18 protein-coding genes are annotated in these 17,565 nt (G+C 70.0%); 8 read left to right on the top strand and 10 right to left on the bottom strand.

The window, feature by feature from the left end:
• Positions 1-10 precede the first annotated feature (10 nt).
• From pnuC to ribH, 5 genes are all read left to right on the top strand, one after another.
• Positions 11-751 carry a nicotinamide riboside transporter PnuC gene (gene pnuC, locus M3E84_RS10390; protein WP_259896092.1) on the top strand — a complete coding sequence of 247 codons (741 nt, stop codon included), beginning with the start codon at positions 11-13 and terminating at the stop codon, positions 749-751.
• The gene (ribD, locus tag M3E84_RS10385) at positions 748-1,866 is read left to right on the top strand and encodes a bifunctional diaminohydroxyphosphoribosylaminopyrimidine deaminase/5-amino-6-(5-phosphoribosylamino)uracil reductase RibD (protein ID WP_259896088.1); all 1,119 of its coding nucleotides are present in this window, start codon (positions 748-750) and stop codon (positions 1,864-1,866) included. Before pnuC ends, ribD begins: the two co-directional genes overlap by 4 nt.
• Before the next feature lie 93 nt (positions 1,867-1,959).
• Positions 1,960-3,420 carry a 3,4-dihydroxy-2-butanone-4-phosphate synthase gene (gene ribB, locus M3E84_RS10380; RefSeq protein ID WP_259896087.1) on the top strand — a complete coding sequence of 487 codons (1,461 nt, stop codon included), beginning with the start codon at positions 1,960-1,962 and terminating at the stop codon, positions 3,418-3,420.
• On the top strand, positions 3,417-4,112 hold the full coding sequence (locus M3E84_RS10375) for a GTP cyclohydrolase II (RefSeq protein ID WP_396415609.1): 696 nt from the start codon (positions 3,417-3,419) through the stop codon (positions 4,110-4,112). Before ribB ends, M3E84_RS10375 begins: the two co-directional genes overlap by 4 nt.
• A 69-nt stretch (positions 4,113-4,181) precedes the next feature.
• Positions 4,182-4,661 carry a 6,7-dimethyl-8-ribityllumazine synthase gene (ribH, locus tag M3E84_RS10370; RefSeq protein WP_259896086.1) on the top strand — a complete coding sequence of 160 codons (480 nt, stop codon included), beginning with the start codon at positions 4,182-4,184 and terminating at the stop codon, positions 4,659-4,661.
• Between the two features lie 90 nt (positions 4,662-4,751).
• Here ribH and M3E84_RS10365 read toward each other — a convergent pair whose 3' ends face one another.
• The 5 genes from M3E84_RS10365 to M3E84_RS10345 form a co-directional block, all read right to left on the bottom strand.
• The gene (locus M3E84_RS10365; RefSeq protein WP_259896085.1) at positions 4,752-5,288 is read right to left on the bottom strand and encodes an N-acetyltransferase; all 537 of its coding nucleotides are present in this window, start codon (positions 5,286-5,288) and stop codon (positions 4,752-4,754) included.
• Between the two features lie 280 nt (positions 5,289-5,568).
• Positions 5,569-7,266, bottom strand: a complete 1,698-nt coding sequence (locus tag M3E84_RS10360) for a cytochrome bc complex cytochrome b subunit (RefSeq protein ID WP_259896084.1) — start codon at positions 7,264-7,266, stop codon at positions 5,569-5,571.
• Positions 7,266-8,366, bottom strand: coding sequence for a Rieske 2Fe-2S domain-containing protein (locus M3E84_RS10355; RefSeq protein ID WP_396415608.1), 1,101 nt, complete (start codon positions 8,364-8,366; stop codon positions 7,266-7,268). Before M3E84_RS10355 ends, M3E84_RS10360 begins: the two co-directional genes overlap by 1 nt.
• 78 nt (positions 8,367-8,444) lie before the next feature.
• Positions 8,445-9,233 carry a c-type cytochrome gene (locus M3E84_RS10350; RefSeq protein ID WP_259896083.1) on the bottom strand — a complete coding sequence of 263 codons (789 nt, stop codon included), beginning with the start codon at positions 9,231-9,233 and terminating at the stop codon, positions 8,445-8,447.
• Positions 9,234-9,300: 67 nt separating this feature from the next.
• Positions 9,301-9,936: a heme-copper oxidase subunit III gene (locus tag M3E84_RS10345; protein ID WP_396415607.1), complete on the bottom strand. Its 636-nt coding sequence runs from the start codon at positions 9,934-9,936 to the stop codon at positions 9,301-9,303.
• Positions 9,937-10,088: 152 nt separating this feature from the next.
• Here M3E84_RS10345 and trpD point away from each other — a divergent pair, with 152 nt between their 5' ends.
• A complete protein-coding gene (trpD, locus tag M3E84_RS10340; protein ID WP_259896081.1) occupies positions 10,089-11,156 on the top strand; it encodes an anthranilate phosphoribosyltransferase in 1,068 nt (355 codons plus the stop codon).
• A gap of 121 nt (positions 11,157-11,277) precedes the next feature.
• Here trpD and M3E84_RS10335 read toward each other — a convergent pair whose 3' ends face one another.
• Positions 11,278-11,556 (bottom strand): Lrp/AsnC family transcriptional regulator, encoded by a 279-nt coding sequence (locus M3E84_RS10335; RefSeq protein ID WP_259896080.1) that lies wholly within the window; start codon positions 11,554-11,556, stop codon positions 11,278-11,280.
• Positions 11,557-11,656: 100 nt separating this feature from the next.
• On the bottom strand, positions 11,657-12,001 hold the full coding sequence (locus tag M3E84_RS10330; protein WP_259896079.1) for a DUF3054 domain-containing protein: 345 nt from the start codon (positions 11,999-12,001) through the stop codon (positions 11,657-11,659).
• Between the two features lie 220 nt (positions 12,002-12,221).
• On the opposite strand from M3E84_RS10330, the gene tpx reads away from it, so the two are divergent.
• A complete protein-coding gene (gene tpx, locus M3E84_RS10325) occupies positions 12,222-12,716 on the top strand; it encodes a thiol peroxidase (RefSeq protein WP_259896078.1) in 495 nt (164 codons plus the stop codon).
• A gap of 93 nt (positions 12,717-12,809) precedes the next feature.
• Here tpx and M3E84_RS10320 read toward each other — a convergent pair whose 3' ends face one another.
• The 3 genes from M3E84_RS10320 to M3E84_RS10300 all read right to left on the bottom strand — a co-directional run bounded on the left by M3E84_RS10320 (position 12,810) and on the right by M3E84_RS10300 (position 17,004).
• On the bottom strand, positions 12,810-14,357 hold the full coding sequence (locus M3E84_RS10320) for an MFS transporter (RefSeq protein ID WP_259896077.1): 1,548 nt from the start codon (positions 14,355-14,357) through the stop codon (positions 12,810-12,812).
• A gap of 35 nt (positions 14,358-14,392) precedes the next feature.
• On the bottom strand, positions 14,393-14,836 hold the full coding sequence (arfB, locus tag M3E84_RS10315) for an alternative ribosome rescue aminoacyl-tRNA hydrolase ArfB (RefSeq protein WP_259896076.1): 444 nt from the start codon (positions 14,834-14,836) through the stop codon (positions 14,393-14,395).
• Between the two features lie 83 nt (positions 14,837-14,919).
• Positions 14,920-17,004, bottom strand: coding sequence for a S8 family serine peptidase (locus tag M3E84_RS10300; RefSeq protein WP_311200464.1), 2,085 nt, complete (start codon positions 17,002-17,004; stop codon positions 14,920-14,922).
• Between the two features lie 257 nt (positions 17,005-17,261).
• Here M3E84_RS10300 and M3E84_RS10295 point away from each other — a divergent pair, with 257 nt between their 5' ends.
• Positions 17,262-17,522 carry a type B 50S ribosomal protein L31 gene (locus M3E84_RS10295; protein ID WP_259896075.1) on the top strand — a complete coding sequence of 87 codons (261 nt, stop codon included), beginning with the start codon at positions 17,262-17,264 and terminating at the stop codon, positions 17,520-17,522.
• Positions 17,523-17,565: the final 43 nt, after the last annotated feature.

Below are 17,565 nucleotides of genomic sequence, written 5' to 3'. Positions count from 1 at the left end.
AGGCACCACGGTGGAGATCTTCGAGCAGCTGTTCAGCGCGCAGCTGCGCATCGGCGACGGCTTCCTGCTGTGGCGCGAGGTCATCGGCAACCTGTTCGGGCTGCTCTCGGCTCTGGGCGGGATGCGCCGGAAGGTCTGGGCGTGGCCCGTCGGCATCGTGGGCAACCTGCTGCTGCTGACCGTCTTCCTGGGCGCTGTCTTCGGCTCGCCGAATCCCGTGAATCTCCTGGGACAGGCGGGCCGGCAGGTCATGTTCATCATCGTGGCGGTCTACGGCTGGGTGCAGTGGCGCCGTGCCCGCACCGGCGACGGCGTGGCCGTCTCCCCGCGCTGGGCCTCCGGGCGCGAGCGCGTGCTGCTCGTGTCCGTGTTCGTGCTCGGCACCGTGGCGCTCACCCCGCTGTTCCGCGCCCTGGGCTCCTATGAGCCCGTGTGGGCCGACGCCTGGATCTTCGTGGGCTCCGTGGTGGCGACCTGGGGCATGGCCCGCGGGTGGACCGAGTTCTGGCTCGTGTGGGTGGCCGTGGACATCGTCGGCGTGCCGCTGCTCGTCTCAGCCGGCTACTACGCCTCCGCGTTCATGTACGTGTTCTACGGCGGCTTCACCCTGGTCGGGTTCTTCATCTGGTGGCGCGTCCAGCGACGCGAGGGCTCCGATCCTGCCGTGGGGGCCTCCGGCGGGGTCGAGGTCGAGACGGCCTTCCCCGACGTCACCGTGCGACGCCAGCCCGACGACGGGACCCGACGATGAACGCGTCATCCGTTCAGGCATCGTCGTTCACCCAGGCAGAGGCCGAGGCCATGCGGCACGCACTGGAGGCTGCGCTGGAGGGTCCCCGCAGCGCCAACCCGCTCGTGGGCGCGGCGCTGCTGGATGCCCGCGGCGAGATCCTGCACGTGGGCCGGCACCTGGGCGCGGGCACCCCGCACGCCGAGGCCGATGTCCTTGCGCAGGCTGCCCGGGCGGGCACGGACCTGCGCGACACCACGATCGTCGTGACGCTGGAGCCCTGCGATCACACCGGCCGCACGGAACCGTGCAGTCAGGCCATCCTGGAGGCCGGGATCCCGCGGGCGATCTTCGCCGTCGAGGACACCCAGGCCGGTGCCGGGGGAGCCCGGCGTCTGCGAGCCGCAGGGGTTCAGGTGCGCAGCGGGCTGCTGGCCGAGCAGTCGCGGGCGCTGAACTCCCGGTGGTCTCGCGCCGGACAGGAGAGCCGTCCGTTCGTGACCGCCAAGATCGCCCAGTCCCTGGACGGGCGCATCGCGGCCGCGGACGGCACCAGCCAGTGGATCACCGGGGAGCAGGCCCGTGGCAGCGGCCATGCGCTGCGCGCCCGAGTGGACGCGATCGCGGTCGGCACCGGAACTGCCCTGGCCGATGATCCGCGCCTGAGCGCCCGCCGGGACGACGGCAGCGCGGTCGTCTCCCAGCCGCTGCGCGTGGTGATCGGGCACCGAGACCTCACTGCCGAGGCAGCCGTGCGCGGCGACGACGGCCGCTTCCTCCAGCTGCGCACCCACGACCCGCGGGAGGCGCTGCGCGAGCTGCGCGCCCGAGGCGTGGGCCATCTGCTCCTGGAGGGCGGCGCCGGGCTGATCAGCGCGTTCCTGGACGCCGATGCCGTCGATCAGCTGATCGTCCACCAGGCTCCGATCATTCTGGGCGGCGGTCGGCCCTCGGTCGAGCTGCCCGGACGCACGAGCCTGTCCCAGGCGCTGGGCTTCGAGCCAGACCCTGCCGACGGCGGGCCGGTCAGGATGCTGGGCCGCGACCTCCTGTGGCGGCTGCAGCCGACACAGCAACCCGCAGCAGCCGCCGCCGACAGCACGGCTGCGGACACCCTGATGGACGGCAGCGGCTGAGGCACCAGGCAGTCACCAGCACAGGATCACGGGCGCAGGACCATGACGCCCCGAGCACGACAGCCCCGCCGAGGGGCAGGCAGGACGACGCAGATGTTCACCGGAATCATCGCCGAGCGCGGCAGGATCGTGCAGATCGAGCCCGTCGGCACCGGGCAGCCCCCCAGCCCGGAGTTGCTGAGCGAGGAGACGGTCTCCGCCGAGCAGACCGCACTGGACTCCGGCTCGGTGCGTCTGCACCTGGAGGCCGGTGCAGTGCTCGAGGACCTGCCCCTGGGCGGCTCGCTGGCCGTGGACGGCGTGTGCCTCACCGCTACTCCGCTCTCGGCCGTCGACGCCGCGGCCAGCGCAGATCCGCCGGTCGCCGGCACCGATGCCCCGGCCGCCCGGGCAGAGCCAGGTCAGGCACCGCGGCACCGCTTCGTGGCCGATGTCATGGGCGAGACCCTGCGTCGTACCACCTTGGGCCAGCTGCGGGAGGGCAGCCAGGTGAACCTGGAGCGATGCACCCCGGCCGACGGCCGCCTGGACGGGCATGTGGTCCAGGGCCATGTCGATGCCGTGGGCACGATCCTGCAGCGCACCGATCACGGATCGTGGCAGACCCTGCGCATCGAGGTGCCGGTCGATCTCGCCGAGCTGCTCGCCGAGAAGGGAGCCATCGCCGTGGACGGCGTCTCCCTGACCGTCACCGCGGTGAGCCCGAGCCCCGAGCGCACCGGGCGGGCCGCGCACCTGGATCAGCACTGGTTCGAGATCGGACTCATCCCGGCCACGCTGGAGGCCACCGGCCTGGGCGAGAAGCGCCGGGGCGATCGGGTGAATCTGGAGACCGACGTCATGGCCAAGTACGCCGCTCGGCTGTCGTCGTTCCGCTCGAGCCCGGTGACGTGGTCCGATCCGGAGCCCGAGTCCCGGGCCGGACAGCCGGATCCGATCCGTCTGGACACCGTCGAGGAGGCGGTGCGGCAGATCCGCGCAGGCGGAGCGGTCGTGGTGGTCGACGATGAGGACCGCGAGAACGAGGGCGACCTGATCTTCGCGGCCGTCCATGCCACGGCCGAGCTCGTGGGCTTCACCGTGCGCTGGTCCTCGGGCGTGCTGTGCGTGCCGCTGCGCGGTGAGCGCGCCGATGAGCTCGGGCTGCCGCCCATGACCGCGGTCAACGAGGACGCCAAGGGCACCGCCTACACCGTGACCTGCGATGCCCGAGAGGTCACCAGCACGGGCATCAGCGCCGAGGACCGCGCGCTGACCGCCCGCGTGCTCGCCTCCCCGTCCTCCACCGCCGGGGATCTGACCCGCCCGGGCCACGTGCTGCCGCTGCGGGCGGCCGACGGCGGCGTCCTCGAGCGCCGCGGGCACACCGAGGCGGCCGTCGAGCTGTGCGCCCTGGCCGGACTTCCGCAGGCCGGGGTGATCGCCGAGATCGTCCACGATGACGGCTCCATGCAGCGTCTGCCCGACCTGCGCGACTTCGCCAGCAGGCACGGCCTGCCGCTGATCAGCATCGAGGATCTGGCCCAGCACCTGCGCACCGAGGCGAGCGCATGACGGCGTCCTGCGCACCTGATCCGCACCGGTCCCACGAGAGCTCGACCGATCAGGGTGTCCGCAAGTCGCGCCGGGTGCTCGCGGCCTCCGAGCCCGTGCTGATCCCCATGGAGGAGGGGCGCTTCTCGGTGCGCGCCTGGCAGATCCCCGACGCCGACGGCACCACCGCAGGCGAGCACCTGAGCCTCACCGCCACCGGGTCGGGGCAGACCGACTCGGAGGCGGCACCGCTGGTTCGACTGCATTCGGAGTGCCTGACCGGCGATGTCTTCGGCTCCTACCGCTGCGACTGCGGACCCCAGCTGCACCTGGGCCTTGAGCGCATCGCCGCCGAGGGCGGCACCGTCGTCTACCTGCGTCGCCACGAGGGCCGGGGGATCGGCCTGGTGAACAAGCTGCGCGCCTATCAGCTGCAGGACGGGGGAGCCGACACGGTCGAGGCCAATGAGCTGCTGGGACTGCCGGCCGAGGCCCGCGACTGGGGCGCCGCCGCCACGATCCTGCACGAGCTGGGCCTGCAGCGGATCCGACTGCTGAGCAACAACCCGATCAAAGCGCAGCAGCTGAGGCGGCTGGGCATTGAGGTCACCGAGATGGTCCACCACGAGGTCGCCGCCCGTCCCGAGAACCACGACTACCTGGCGGCCAAGCGCGACCGCATGGAGCACCGGCTCCTGCACGTCGACGACTGAAGCCCACACACACCGCGCACGAGCACACGGGACCCGGGCCTCGGGTCCCCTGACGGAGAGGACGAGATCATGAGCGGACACGGAGCACCCACCCTGGCGGCAGCGGATCTGGACGGATCCCAGCTGAAGGTCGCCGTGGTGGCCTCGCGCTGGCACGATCAGATCATGGCTGGGCTGCTCGACGGCGCCCAGCGAGCCCTGGCCGAGGCCGGTGTGCAGGACCCGGCGATCGTGCGGGTGGCCGGCTCCTTCGAGCTGCCCGTCGCAGCGCGGCGGCTGGCGAGGGACTTCGATGCCGTGATCGCACTGGGCATCGTGATCCGCGGCGGCACACCGCACTTCGACTACGTGTGCCAGGCCGCGACCATAGGGCTGACCGACGTCTCCACGGCCACGGGCGTGCCGATCGGATTCGGGGTGCTGACCACCGACGACGAGCAGCAGGGGCTGGACCGCGCCGGACTCGAGGGCTCGCAGGAGGACAAGGGCTACGACGCCGCGGTGGCCGCCGTGGACGCTGCTGTCACGCTGCGGGCTCTCGGCGTCTGAGCCTCACCGCGGCGGTGCCGCAGCGACGACGGGGTCCGGTCCCGGCCATGATGCCGAGACCGGACCCCGTTGTGCTGCGAGCCGGCGAGATCAGAGCTCGTCGTTCTCGGCGGCCTCCTGCCAGCGGCTGAAGCCCAGCGTCAGGTAGAGCGCCAGCGCAGCGGAGTTGTCCTCCGAGATGCGCAGGCTCAGGCGCTCATGACCGGCCTCCGACAGGGTGGCCGCGGAGACGCGCACGAGCTTCTCGCCCAGGCCCTGACGACGATGCGCGGCATGGGTGAACAGCTCGAAGAGATACGGGTCCTCCGGCACAGCTTCACCGGTGCGGCGCTCGACCACCAGGGCGGCGGCCACGATGGAGCCGTCCTCGTCAGAGACCACGGGGGAGGCCTCGGGCAGCAGGCGGCCGAACTCGTCGTCGAACAGCTTGGTCAGGATCTCCTTGGCCTCCTCCGCAGAGGAGACGTCGGAGGCATCCGCGGTCGAGGAGGCCTGGTAGGCGGCCGCGTAGAGATCGGCGAGTGCGGAGATGTCCTCCGAGGTCGCCGGGCGGGTGTTGAGCAGGCTCTTGCCAGAGCGGGGGACGAGGTCTGCGGTGCGTCCCACGAGGACGATCTTCCCAGTCATCGGTGTCTCCAGATCTTCGGTGCGGACAGCGGACCGTCTGCCCCGCCTGTGCGGTGCGGGGTGCGGGAGCGGCAGGGCCTCTCGGGCAGGAGCGGTCACTGACGACTCGGCGCGACGGGGATCGGGTGGGGAATCCGGGTGATTCTCCGCCGGGAGACCCCAGGATACCAATGCCACTCGAGCGCACCTCGATCCCCCGGGCGCCCGAGCTGCCGGCGGGATGCAGAAGGCCCCCGACTCCGCGGGGGAGTCGGGGGCCTGTCGGTGCGGGATCAGCGGGTCAGCTGCCGATCTCGCGCTGCGAGGTGTTGTGCCCGGCATCGAGCGAGCTCAGATCCTCCTGGTGCTCGTGATGCGCGGCCTCGAGCTCGGCCGGGGTCACCGGCGCCACGCGATCCTCGTAGAAGAAGTGCGTCAGGCGAGCGCGCATCTTCTCGAGTCCGGAGATCCGGCCCTTGGCATCGCGGCGCGGTGCCTGTGGGGTGGGGGAGTCGAAGCTGACCAGACGGTACTGGGCGTAGGGGCTCAGCGGCTCGTGGACCTCGACGAACTCGCCGTGCGGAAGCTGCTGCACGCGGCCGGTCTCGCGGCCGTGCAGGGCGATCTCGCGATCCTTGCGCTGCAGCGACAGGCAGATCCGCTTGACGATGATGAACGTGACGATCGGCCCGAGGATCCACAGCGTGCGCAGGGCGTAGATGACGTCATTGAGCGAGACGTGGAAGTGCGTGGCGATGAGGTCGCCGGTGGCCGCCACCATCATCACGGAGTAGAACACAACCGCGGCTGCGCCCAAGCCCGTGCGGGTGGGGGCGTTGCGCGGGCGATCCAGCACGTGGTGCTCGCGGGCGTCGCCGGAGATCCAGCGCTCCAGGAACGGATAGGCGAAGATCGCACCGATCAGCGCGCCCATGATCATCAGCGGGATGAACACGGCCAGCGGGATCGTCACCAGGCCGAACAGGTTCCACTCCCAGTTCCAGGGCCAGGTGCCCGGGAACAGTCGCAGGGCGCCGTCGCCGAAGAGGATGTACCAGTCCGGCTGCGTGCCGGCCTGCACGGGGGAGGGATCGTACGGGCCGTAGTTCCACAGCGCGTTGATCTGGACCATCCCGGCCAGGGCCGAGAGGAAGCCGAGCACGATGAAGAAGAAGCCGCCGGCCTTGGCCGCGTAGACCGGGCCCACCGGGAAGCCGACCACGTTGTCCTCGGTGCGACCGGGACCCGGGTACTGGGTGTGCTTGTGGGTCACGACCATGAACAGGTGGACCACGATCAGACCCAGGATCACGCCCGGGATCAGGAAGACGTGGAGGATGTACAGGCGGGGGATCACCACGTGGCCGGGGAACTCGCCGCCGAAGAGCATCATCGAGATGTAGGTGCCCACCACGGGGATGGACTTGGCCATGCCGTCGGCGATGCGCAGGCCGTTGCCGGAGAGCACGTCATCGGGCAGGGAGTAGCCGGTGAAGCCGGCGGCCATGGCCATCACGAACAGCAGCGCGCCGACGACCCAGTTCAGCTCGCGGGGGCGGCGGAACGCGCCGGTGAAGAACACGCGCATCATGTGCACGCAGATCGCCACCACGAACAGCAGCGCCGACCAGTGATGCAGCTGGCGCAGGAACAGTCCGCCGGTGATGTCGAACGAGATGTGCAGCGACGAGGCGTAGGCCCCGGACATCTCGACGCCCTGCATGGGGACGTAGGAGCCGGTGTACTCCTGGGAGACCATCGTGGGGTCGAACCACAGGGCCAGGAAGGTTCCCGAGACCAGCAGGATGATGAACGAGTAGAGCGCGACCTCGCCGAACATGAAGGACCAGTGGTCCGGGAAGATCTTGCGGCCGAACTCCTTGACCAGCGGTGAGAGGCCCACGCGGGTGTCCGCGTAGTTCGCGATGAAGCCGACAGCGGTGTCCGGCCGGTAGTCGTCCTGCTGCGGACGGCGGGTGTCTGTGGTCTGAGCGGACATCAGGCGTTCTCCGTCTCGTCCTCAAGCTGGTTCATGTGCATGATGCGCTGCGAGTAGGCCGGGCCCACGGGCTCGTGGAAGTCGCTGCGTGCGACCAGGTAGCCCTCGGAGTCGACCGTGATGGGCAGCTGCGGCAGCGGGTGGGACGCCGGGCCGAAGATGACCTCGCACTCGTTGGTGAGATCGAAGGTCGACTGGTGGCAGGGGCACAGCAGGTGGTGCGTGTGCTGCTCGTAGAGCGCCACGGGGCAGCCCACGTGGGTGCAGACCTTGGAGTAGGCGAAGATGCCGTCCACGTTCCAGTCGGTGCGCTCCTCCGAGACGTTGACGTCCGCGGGGTCCAGGCGCATGACCAGGACGACCGCCTTGGCCTTCTCATTGAGGTAGCCCTCGTCGTGACCGAGGCCGAGGATGTTCTCCGGCAGCACGTGGTAGGTGGAGCCCAGCGTGATGTCCGAGGCCTTGATCGGGGTGCCGGAGGGGTCGCGGACCAGGCGGACGCCCTCGTCCCACAGCGTGTACTTCATGGGCTGGAGGTTCCAGGGACCGAGGTCCTTGAGCAGGCCGACGAAGGGCAGGGGAGCCAGGACCATGGCGCCGATGAGGCTGTTGCGGATCAGCGGGCGGCGCTTGATGCCGGACTCGTCGACGATCGTGTCCATGATCTCGGCGGCCTCGGCGCGCTGGGCCTCGGTGCGGATCTCGTGGCGGGACTCGACCATCTCGTGATCGGGCATGAGGGTCTTGGCCCAGTGCACGATGCCCACGCCGATGCCGAGCATGCCCAGGGCGATGCCGCCGCCGAGCAGCAGGTTCTGCAGGCGCAGCTGGGAGGTCGGCTCGGGGTTCATGACGTCGTACATGTCGCCCTCGACACGGATGCCGAAGTAGCCCACGAAGAACAGGATCGACCCGAGGATCGAGATCACGAACAGGAGGACGACCTGGCGCTCGGCGCGCTTGGCGGCATGGGGGTCGACGTCCGTGGTCCGGGGCGCGTGCGGCGGCATGCCCGGGTCCTCGAAGCGCTGCGGCGCGGCGCTGCGGTCGAGCACGTTGCCCTTCTTGCCCTCGGGGAGCTCATCACGATGGCTGGCCATGTGGTCCCTCAATCTTTCTTGAAACGTGGTGCAGGGCCCGGCGGTCGGTGGACTGCCGGGGCACGGCGAGCGGATGGATCAGGCGGACCTGGTGGTGAGCCAGACGGTGAAGCCGATGATGATCATCAGACCGATGGTCCAGATGAACAGGCCCTCGGAGACCGGGCCGAGCGAGCCCAGGCCGAAGCCGCCGGGATCGGTGTTGGTCTCGACCGTCTTCAGGTACGTGATGACGTCGCGCTTCTCCTCGGGGGTGATGTTCGCGTCGTTGAACACGGGCATGTTCTGCGGGCCGGTCTGCATGGCCTCGTAGATGTGGTTCTCCTCGACGCCCATGAGGGACGGGGCGAACTTTCCGCGGGTCAGCGCGCCGCCGGCGCCGGCGGCGTTGTGGCACATGGCGCAGTTGGCCAGGAACACCTTGGAGCCGTTGGCGGCATCGCCCTGGGAGACGTCCAGGTACTCGTCCTCGGGGACGGTGGGGCCGGCGCCCAGGGATGCCACGTAGGCAGCCAGCTGGGTGGTCTGCTCCTCGTTGAACTGCTGCGGCTTCTGCTGAGCCTGCGGACCCTGCATCTGCATGGGCATGCGGCCGGTGCCGACCTGGAAGTCGACGGCGGCGGCGCCCACGCCGATCAGCGACGGTCCGGCGTCGGTGCCCTCGGCGTCCAAGCCGTGGCAGGTGGAGCAGTTGGCCAGGAAGAGTGCCTCGCCCTGCTCGACGTCCTCGGAGGAGTAGTCCTCTGCGGCCTGGGCCTGGTTCGAGGTGGTGGCGACTGCGTAGAGACCACCGGTGAGCAGCAGCGCGCTCAGGAGCAGCGCCAGGATGGCGAGCGGATGGCGACGCTTCTGTGAGAGAGCCTTCACGTCAGGAGTCCTCGATTCGATGTGGTGCTGAGCTGGCGGAGACGCCGGTCGGGGGCGATGCGCCGACTCACTGCAGGAAGTAGACGATCGCGAACAGGGCGATCCAGACGACGTCCACGAAGTGCCAGTAGTAGGACACGACGATCGCGGAGGTGGCCTCGTAGTGGCCGAAGCGCTTGGCCAGGAAGGCGCGCCCGATGATCACCAGGAAGGCCACGAGGCCGGCGGTCACGTGGATGGCGTGGAAGCCGGTCGTGAGGTAGAACGCCGAGCCGTAGGCCGAGGAGGCGATGCCGAGGCCGTGCGACCAGAGGGTGGCGTACTCGAAGACCTGCACGGAGACGAAGAACGCGCCCATCAGGAAGGTGAGGATGAACCACTCGACCATTCCCCACTTGGCGATGGCGAAGAGGCCGCCGGTGCGGCGGGGCTGGAGGCGCTCGGCGGCGAAGACGCCGAACTGGCAGGTCACGGAGGACAGCACCAGCACGATGGTGTTCACGGTGGCCAGGGGGATGTTGAGCAGCGAGGCGCCCTCATCCCACACCTCCGGAACCGTGGCGCGCAGCGTGAAGTACATCGCGAACAGGCCGGCGAAGAACATGACTTCGGAGGCCAGCCACACGATGGTCCCCACTGCGGTGAGGTTCGGGCGGTTGATGACCGGGGCGGGTCGCGCTGGGGCATGGGTTGCAGTCGTCACGATCGACATTATGTCGCCAAACGGTCCTGCGAACCAACTGAGACACCCCGGGGAGAACCATGGGATTGCGTTCCCTTCCGGGAACGCATGAGCCCGGCAGGACCGGTGCTCGGCGACGGACCGCCCGGATGGGCCCGGGATAGAGTCGCACCGTGACTTCGAACAGCGAGACCCCCACGTACCGCTCGGCGCCGCTGGACTGGCCCGAGCTCACCACGTCCCTGATCCAGGGTCGAGATCTCACTGCCGAGCAGGCCTGGTCGGCCATGGATATGGTCATGCGCGGCGATGTCCAGGACATCGCGCTGGCCGGCTTCCTGGTCGCGCTGCGCGCCAAGGGGGAGACGGTCGACGAGCTCAAGGGGCTGGCCGATGCGATGGTCTCCCACGCCCGCCCGCTGAATGTACCCGGCCCTGCCGTGGACATCGTGGGCACGGGCGGCGACCGCCTGCGCTCGGTGAACATCTCGACCATGTCGGCGCTCGTGGCCGCCGGAGCCGGGGCCCGCGTGGTCAAGCACGGCAACCGCGCCTCGTCGTCCAAGTCCGGCTCCGCGGACTGCCTCGAGGCGCTCGGCGTGCAGCTGGACATGCCCGTGTCCATGGTCGAGTCCTGCGCCCGGGAGGTGGGCATCACCTTCTGCTTCGCCCAGACCTTCCACCCGTCCATGCGCTTCGCCGCAGGCGCCCGCAAGGCGCTGGGCGTGGCCACGGCCTTCAACTTCCTGGGCCCCATCTCCAACCCCGCGCTCGTGGAGGCCTCGGCGATCGGCGTGGCCGATCGCGTGCTGGCCCCCGTGATGGCCGGCGTGTTCCGGGACCGCGGCCACCGCGCGCTGGTCTTCCGCGGCGGCGACGGGCTCGACGAGCTGACCATCACCGAGGCCTCGGAGGTCTGGGAGGTCCGCGACGGCGAGATCACCGAGCACGTGCTGGAGCCGCAGGACTTCGGGATGCCTCGGGGCACGGTCGAGGACCTGCGGGGGCAGGACGCCGAGTACAACGCCGCCGTGGCCCGCCGGATCCTCTCCGGCGAGTCCGGCCACGTGCGCAACACCGTCCTGCTGAACGCGGCCTCCGCCCTGATGGCGCTCGACGAGGACCCGGTGGGCTCCTTCCAGGAGCGCATGGCCGCCGCGATCCAGCGGGCAGCGCAGTCACTGGACACCGGTGCCGCCCAGCAGGTGCTCGATCGCTGGATCGCGCACTCGCGCGGCTGAATCGACAGCGCCGCTGCCGCCTCCGGGCGACCGAGCAGAGCATGAGGCCCCGGGATGATCCTCCGATCGCCCCGGGGCCTCGCTCATGGACGGCTGCAGGGTCCATGCGCAGCGGCGGGGGTCAGTCCACGCCGAGGGAGAAGGCCTCCTCGAGGTCATGGCTGCTGTAGGTGCGGAAGGCGATCTGGGTGACCGTCTCCTGGATGCCCTGGACCTTGGAGATCCGGTCGGCGATGACCTCGGAGAGCTCCTCGTGCCGACGCACGCGCACCAGCGCGATGAGATCCCATTCGCCGGTCACCGAGTAGACCTCGGAGACCCCGCGCAGGTCGGAGACCTCCTGGGCGACCTCCGGGATCCGCTCCGGATCGGTGCTGATCATGACGATGGCGGTGAACATGCTGCCTCCTGGTGATCGAGGGGCTCGGGTCCGCGCGGGGACCCGAGCCGTATGGCCGCCACTGTATCCGCGGCCATGTTCCGATCCGGGGCGGGCCAGCTCAGCGTGGCAGGCGGACGACGAGGGCGGCGATCAGGCGCCAGCCCAGCAGGAAGACCAGCAGCACCGAGGCCGTCACGATCAGGAACGATGCCGGAGCGCCGTCGCCCGAGGCCACGCGCAGCACGGCGCCGCCCAGCACGGTCAGCACCCAGATGATCAGCCCCGAGATCAGCTCGCGCCCTGGGCGCCGCAGGAAGGCGACGGCCAGCCAGCCGAGGCCGAGCCCCACGAGGAACGGCCAGGACGCGTCGAAGAACTGCCAGGCGCTGCCGTCGTGCGAGGACTTGCCGATCGCGCCGAAGAGGCACACCAGCGCCGCATCCAGGGCGAACCACAGGATCACGAACGGCCGAATGCGCTTCGCGGGCTCGTCACGAACTTCTACTTCAGGTACAGGTCCAGTCACTGTCTCTCCACTTTCACGTTCAACTTCAGTGTTATCGATCGCGAGCGGGGTGTCCCGAGCGATCCGATCGGCGAGCTTCCATCATCCCCCAGCAGCCCGTCGTCGGCATGGTCCGCCCCCGTGACCCGGACCCTGTTCGACGGCTAAGGTCGCCGTCATGGAAACCGCATTCAAGGCAGAACCCGTCCACACCGTCGGCGAGCTCCCTCGGGCTGCTCAGCCGGCCCCCGATTTCGAGCTCGTGAGCTCCGAGCTGGCTCCGGTGCGCACCGGGGACTTCAGTGGACGTCGGGTCGTGCTCAACATCTTCCCGAGCGTCGACACCGGGACCTGCGCGGCCTCGGTCCGCCGGTTCAATGAGCTTGCCGCCGGCTTCGAGTCCACCGAGGTGCTGTGCGTGTCCAAGGACCTCCCGTTCGCCCAGGCCCGCTTCTGCGCCGCCGAGGGCATCGAGAACGTCTCCGTGGCCTCGGCCTTCCGCTCCAGCTTCGGCGAGGACTACGGCGTGACCATGACGGACGGGCCTCTGGCCGGTCTGCTGGCGCGCAGCATCGTCGTGCTGGATGCCGAGTCCAACGTGATCTACACCCAGCTGGTCCCGGAGATCTCCGATGAGCCCGATTACGACGCCGTGATCAACCTGCTGTCCTGAGCCGGTCGCAGTCCGCTCGAGTGAGGGGGTCGGGGCCCGCTAGCGGCTCCCGACCCCCTCGTCATCTCGGGACCAGCGTTCGTGAGTCCGGCTTCAGCGCACCTGCTGGCGGCGCGAGCTGCCGATGCGCCCGCCGTCGGGGTCGGTGAGGGCGTCGGTCACCGCGACGATCAGAGCGACCACCACGATGCCGCCGATGATCAGGTAGGCGGTGTCGGCGGCACGGTCGGCGCCCTGGGGCAGGAGGAAGAAGTAGATGCCGGTCACACCGGCCGAGCCCACGGCCGTGCCGATGCGCTGACCGGTCTGCATGATGGCCGATGCCGTGCCGCCGTCGGCCACGGGGACTTCGCGCAGAGTGAGCGTCTGGTTGGGGCTGGTGACCATGCCGGCGCCGAAGCCGATGGGCGCCATGACAGCGCCCAGCATCCACAGGGGGGCATCCCCGGCGACGATGTGCGGAGTCGTCACGAGGGTGCCGGTGATCCCCGCAAGCACGATGAGCAGGCCGATCACCACGGTCCAGCGCCCGATGCGGGTCACGAGTCGGCCGCCGAGCTGCGCGGCCAGCGCAGTGAGCACGGCCCCGGGCAGGCCCAGGAGGCTGGCGATCAGCGCTGATTGGCCCAGGCCCTGCTGCACCAGCTGAGCCTGGATCACCCAGATGGTCGTGCCGCCGGTGAAGTAGACACCGATCATGAGGGTGCCCAGCGAGTAGCTGCGGATGCGGAACAGGCGCATGTCCACCATGGGCGCCCTGCCGCGGGCCTGATAGCGCCGCTCCCACTGGACCCAGGCGGCCATGAGCACCAGTCCGACGGGCAGCAGCGCCCACGCGGCCGTGTACTGCTCCGCGAGCATGAACGGCAGCATGACCGTCAGCACGGCCACGGCGAGCATGACGGCTCCGATCGGGTCCAGATCGTGCGAGCGGTGATGAGTGGCTGTGCGGCGGGGACCCAGGTCCAGCCAGCGGGCCGACAGCGCCAGGATGATCAGGCCCAGGGGCACGTTGATCCCGATCGTGGAGCGCCAGCCGATGCCCGGGGGCAGGACTCCGATCAGGATGCCGCCCATGACGGGCCCGACGGCCACGGCCACGCCCACGATCCCGCCGAAGTACCCGAAGGCCCTGGCCCGCTCACTGCCCCTGTAGTGCTGCTGAATCAGCGCGGAGACCTGCGGATTAATCAGACCGGAGCCGATCCCCATGAACACGCGGGAGAGGTTGAGCAGCAGCGGGCTCGGCGACAGGGCGGCGGCCAGCGAGGCCAGGGTGAACAGCGCCATGCCCGCCACGAACAGCCTCTCCCGCCCGAAGAGGTCCCCGGCCCGCCCGGCGGCGACCAGCACGACGCCGAAGGACAGCGCATAGCCGGAGAGCACCCACTGCAGGTCGCTCGAGCTGGCGCCCAGGTCGCGCTGGATCGACGGCAGGGCGACGTTGATGATGCTGACCGCCACCAGGGCCATGAACAGGGAGGCCAGCAGAACGACCAGGATGCGGCCGCGGCGGGGGTCGGGCACGAAGTCCGAGCCGTCCTCCGGGGAGGTCGGCGGGCCGGCGGCGCCTTCTGCGTAGACGTCGCCGGTGCAGGGGTGAGGATCGTGTGCGCTGGGGCGCGAATCGGAGGAGGGCATCCTGTCGAGGATACTCCTGTGCCCGGTTCGCCGCTTCAGCTCTCCGGACCGGGTCGGCTGCGAGTCGCCTTGATCTGCCCCCGGTGCTTCTTGGCCTGGAGGCGGCGGCGCTGTGAGCCGCGCGTGGGCTTCGTGGGCCGACGCGGGGTCGGCGGGGCCATGGCCTCTCGCAGCAGCTCGGCCATCCGCTCGCGGGCGGCCTTGCGATTGCGGAACTGCGAGCGATGCTCGTCGGCGACGACGATCAGTTCGGTGCCCGCCAGGCGCGGCTCGAGCGCCGAGAGCGAGCGGCGGCGCTGCTCGTCGGTGAGCGCCGAGCACTCGGCGAGGTCCAGGCGCAGCTGCACCCGGGAGTCGGTGGTGTTCACGGACTGACCGCCCGGCCCGGAGGAGCGCACGAACTGCTCATGCAGCTCGGCGGCGGGGATGACGAGACCCCGCGGGAGGCCGGGGCCCGTGCGGATCCTCAGATCCTCCATGGGGCCACCGTCCTCTCCGCGGGGTCTGCACGACGAAGCAGGCGGTGCGGCGTCAGGGCCGTGGCTGTGCTTCGGCCAGCCGATCAGTTCTCGAAACGATAGAGGAAGGCGGCCATGGCGTCGCGGTGGGTCTGCTCAAGCGGGCGGAAGGTGCCGTTCGACCAGCCGGTGGTGATGCCCTGGGAGCTCATCCAGTGGATCTCCTTGTAGAACGCGGCGCCGGGGCGGACGTCCTTGAAGGCGGAGGTCCGCGGTGCGGTGTAGGACGGGGAGCCGGCCATGCGGTAGAACAGCGCGGCGGTGGCGTTGCGGTCGATGTCGTTCAGGGGGCGGAAGGTGCCGTCGGACCAGCCGTTGAGCAGGCCCTCGGAGCGTGCCCAGGTGATCTCCTTGTAGAAGGCGTCGCCGGGGCGCACGTCTTTGTAGGGGGAGACCTTGGGCGGGGTGTAGGCGGGGGAGCCGGCCATGCGGTAGGCCACGGCGGCCATGGCGTTGCGGTCGATGTTCCGGGTGGGGCGGAAGGTGCCGTCCGACCAGCCGTTGAGGTAGCCCTTGTTCTTCGCCCAGGTGATCTCGGTGGCGAACATGTTACTGGCCGAGACATCGCGGAACGGCGCCGTGGTGGCTGGCTTGGCGGGGGTGACCGCGCGAACGGCAGCTGCGGGGGAGACCTGCAGGCGGCCCAGCGGTCCGGTCGAGGTCGACTTGAGCGTCCGCTCGATCCGGGCCGGGGTCAGGGTCGGGTCGGCCTCGAGCATCATGGCCACGGTCCCGGCCACGAACGGAGTGGCCATCGAGGTGCCGTTCTTGTAGCCGTAGCTCGCCCGCGTGGGCCCGGTGGTGCCGGTGTCCATGGTCGAGACGATCGCGTACGCGGTGCCGTGGCCGCCCGGGGCGAGGACGTCGACGGCGGGCCCGGTGTTCGAGTAGGAGGCCACCTGACCGTTCTCATCGGCCGCACCCACGGCGATCACATTGGCGCAGTTCGCCGGCGGGTACATGCTCGCATCGGCCGCGGAGTTGCCCGCTGCTGCGATGACCGGCACGTTGGCTCCCACCGCGTAGTTGATCGCCGACTGCATGGTCCGCCCGCACTGTCCGTAGAGGGCCAGCGACAGGTTGATGACGTCGGAGGGGTTGCGGTTCACGGCGCCGCCGACGGTCTGCCCGGCTGCGTAGCGGATGCCGTCGGCGATGTCCGACTCGTAGCCGTAGGTGCAGCTGCCGAGCACGCGCACCGGCTGGATGCGGGCATCGGGGGCCACTCCTGCCATTCCCACACGGTTGTTCGTCGAGGCGGCGGCGATGCCGGCCACGTGGCTGCCGTGCCAGGTGGCCCGGCAGTTCGAGTCCTCGTTGTCCCCGGGGTCGCTGGGATCGGCGTCGCGGCCGTCGCCGTCGACCGGGAAGTCCTGCGGGTACGGAGAGACGAAGTCGTAGCCGGACACGCGCTTGGCATCGAGGTCCGGGTGGCGGACCAGGCCGGTGTCCAGGATGCCGATCGTGACACCTCGGCCGGTCGCCAGCTTCCAGGCGTCCGGGACGCCGCGGTCCTCGAGGGTGTACTGCTCGCTGTAGAGCGGGTCGTTCGTGGCCGCTGCGCGAGCGAGGCGGTCGGGCTCGGCGTAGGAGACCCGCGGGTCCTCCTCGAGCTCGTCGATGAGATCGGCCTGCTCCTGGACCTCGAGCTCCTCCGGGAACTCGAGGACGTCGGCGGCGTCGCCGGTCTGCTTGACCTGCTGGGGCTCGGTCTCGGCGGCCGCGGCGGAGGCGGCTGCCCCCGTCGGCGCCTGATCCGCGGCGGGCTGGATCTCGGCCTCCTCGGCGGCCTCGGCGACGATCTCCTCCTTTTGCTCCACGGAGGTCGCGGGATCCTCGAAGCGCACGATCACGCGCGGAGTCTCCCGAGGCACTTGCTCGTCCTCGGCGCTGTCCTGGGCCGGTCCGGTCTCATCGAGCCCGGAGCGGTCGATCGGCCCGGGCAGAGCGGAGTCGATGCCCTGGGAATCGGCCTTGGCCGGATCCTCCTCCGCCTGCACCGGCAGCATCGACAGAGCGGGGGTCACGGCGAAGGCGACGGCCAGCGCCAGGACCATGGGGCGGCGGCGCGTGGCCGTTCGGGGGGCGGAGTCGATGACCAGGGGCCTCGGAGGCAGGGGTGAAGTCACGGCGTGATCCTCTGGGGGGGGTGGGGGGGGTGCTGTGAGGGGCGATCGAGGGCGCTGCGGCCGTCGTCCCCCGAAGAGGGTACGGGATTTTCCGTGGAATTCATTGAACTTCATCAGGTTTTGTTCAGTGACGACGGCCTCCGGACGGGAGGCCGGGCGCGGGTGTACGATGGCGCGCTGGTGCCCAGCGCACCCGCACCCAAGCGTCATGGCTTCTGGCACAATCCAGCGGCCCCTCCAGCGAAGGAACACAGACCATGAAGAACGACATCCACCCGGACTACCACCCGGTGCTCTTCCGCGACCTCGCCTCCGGCAAGGTCATCCTGACCCGTTCGACTGCCACGTCGCAGAAGACCGAGACCTGGGAGGACGGCAACGAGTACCCGGTCATCGAGGTCGAGATCTCGTCCGAGTCGCACCCGTTCTACACGGGCAAGCAGCGCATCATGGACTCCGCCGGCCGCGTGGAGCGCTTCAACGCCCGCTTCAAGTCCTTCGGCAAGTCCTCTCGCTGAGGCGGCGGTCGGGCCTTCGGGGCCGACCTCCGGCGCGGCCCGT

It is taken from the genome of Kocuria sp. p3-SID1428, assembly GCF_025149945.1.
GTDB lineage: Bacteria > Actinomycetota > Actinomycetes > Actinomycetales > Micrococcaceae > Kocuria.
Note: the sequence above shows the minus strand (reverse complement) of the source record. Positions and strands in the feature narration are given on the sequence as shown.

Coding starts and splice junctions, on each gene's coding strand:
- M3E84_RS10360 (WP_259896084.1), bottom strand. CDS start 7,266: ATGTCCGCTCAGACCACAGACACCCGCCGTCCGCAGCAGGACGACTAC.
- arfB (WP_259896076.1), bottom strand. CDS start 14,836: ATGGAGGATCTGAGGATCCGCACGGGCCCCGGCCTCCCGCGGGGTCTC.
- M3E84_RS10355 (WP_396415608.1), bottom strand. CDS start 8,366: ATGGCCAGCCATCGTGATGAGCTCCCCGAGGGCAAGAAGGGCAACGTG.
- M3E84_RS10335 (WP_259896080.1), bottom strand. CDS start 11,556: ATGTTCACCGCCATCGTCATGATCAGCACCGATCCGGAGCGGATCCCG.
- tpx (WP_259896078.1), top strand. CDS start 12,222: ATGGAAACCGCATTCAAGGCAGAACCCGTCCACACCGTCGGCGAGCTC.
- M3E84_RS10320 (WP_259896077.1), bottom strand. CDS start 14,357: ATGCCCTCCTCCGATTCGCGCCCCAGCGCACACGATCCTCACCCCTGC.
- M3E84_RS10375 (WP_396415609.1), top strand. CDS start 3,417: ATGACGGCGTCCTGCGCACCTGATCCGCACCGGTCCCACGAGAGCTCG.
- ribB (WP_259896087.1), top strand. CDS start 1,960: ATGTTCACCGGAATCATCGCCGAGCGCGGCAGGATCGTGCAGATCGAG.
- M3E84_RS10365 (WP_259896085.1), bottom strand. CDS start 5,288: ATGACTGGGAAGATCGTCCTCGTGGGACGCACCGCAGACCTCGTCCCC.
- M3E84_RS10295 (WP_259896075.1), top strand. CDS start 17,262: ATGAAGAACGACATCCACCCGGACTACCACCCGGTGCTCTTCCGCGAC.
- ribH (WP_259896086.1), top strand. CDS start 4,182: ATGAGCGGACACGGAGCACCCACCCTGGCGGCAGCGGATCTGGACGGA.
- ribD (WP_259896088.1), top strand. CDS start 748: ATGAACGCGTCATCCGTTCAGGCATCGTCGTTCACCCAGGCAGAGGCC.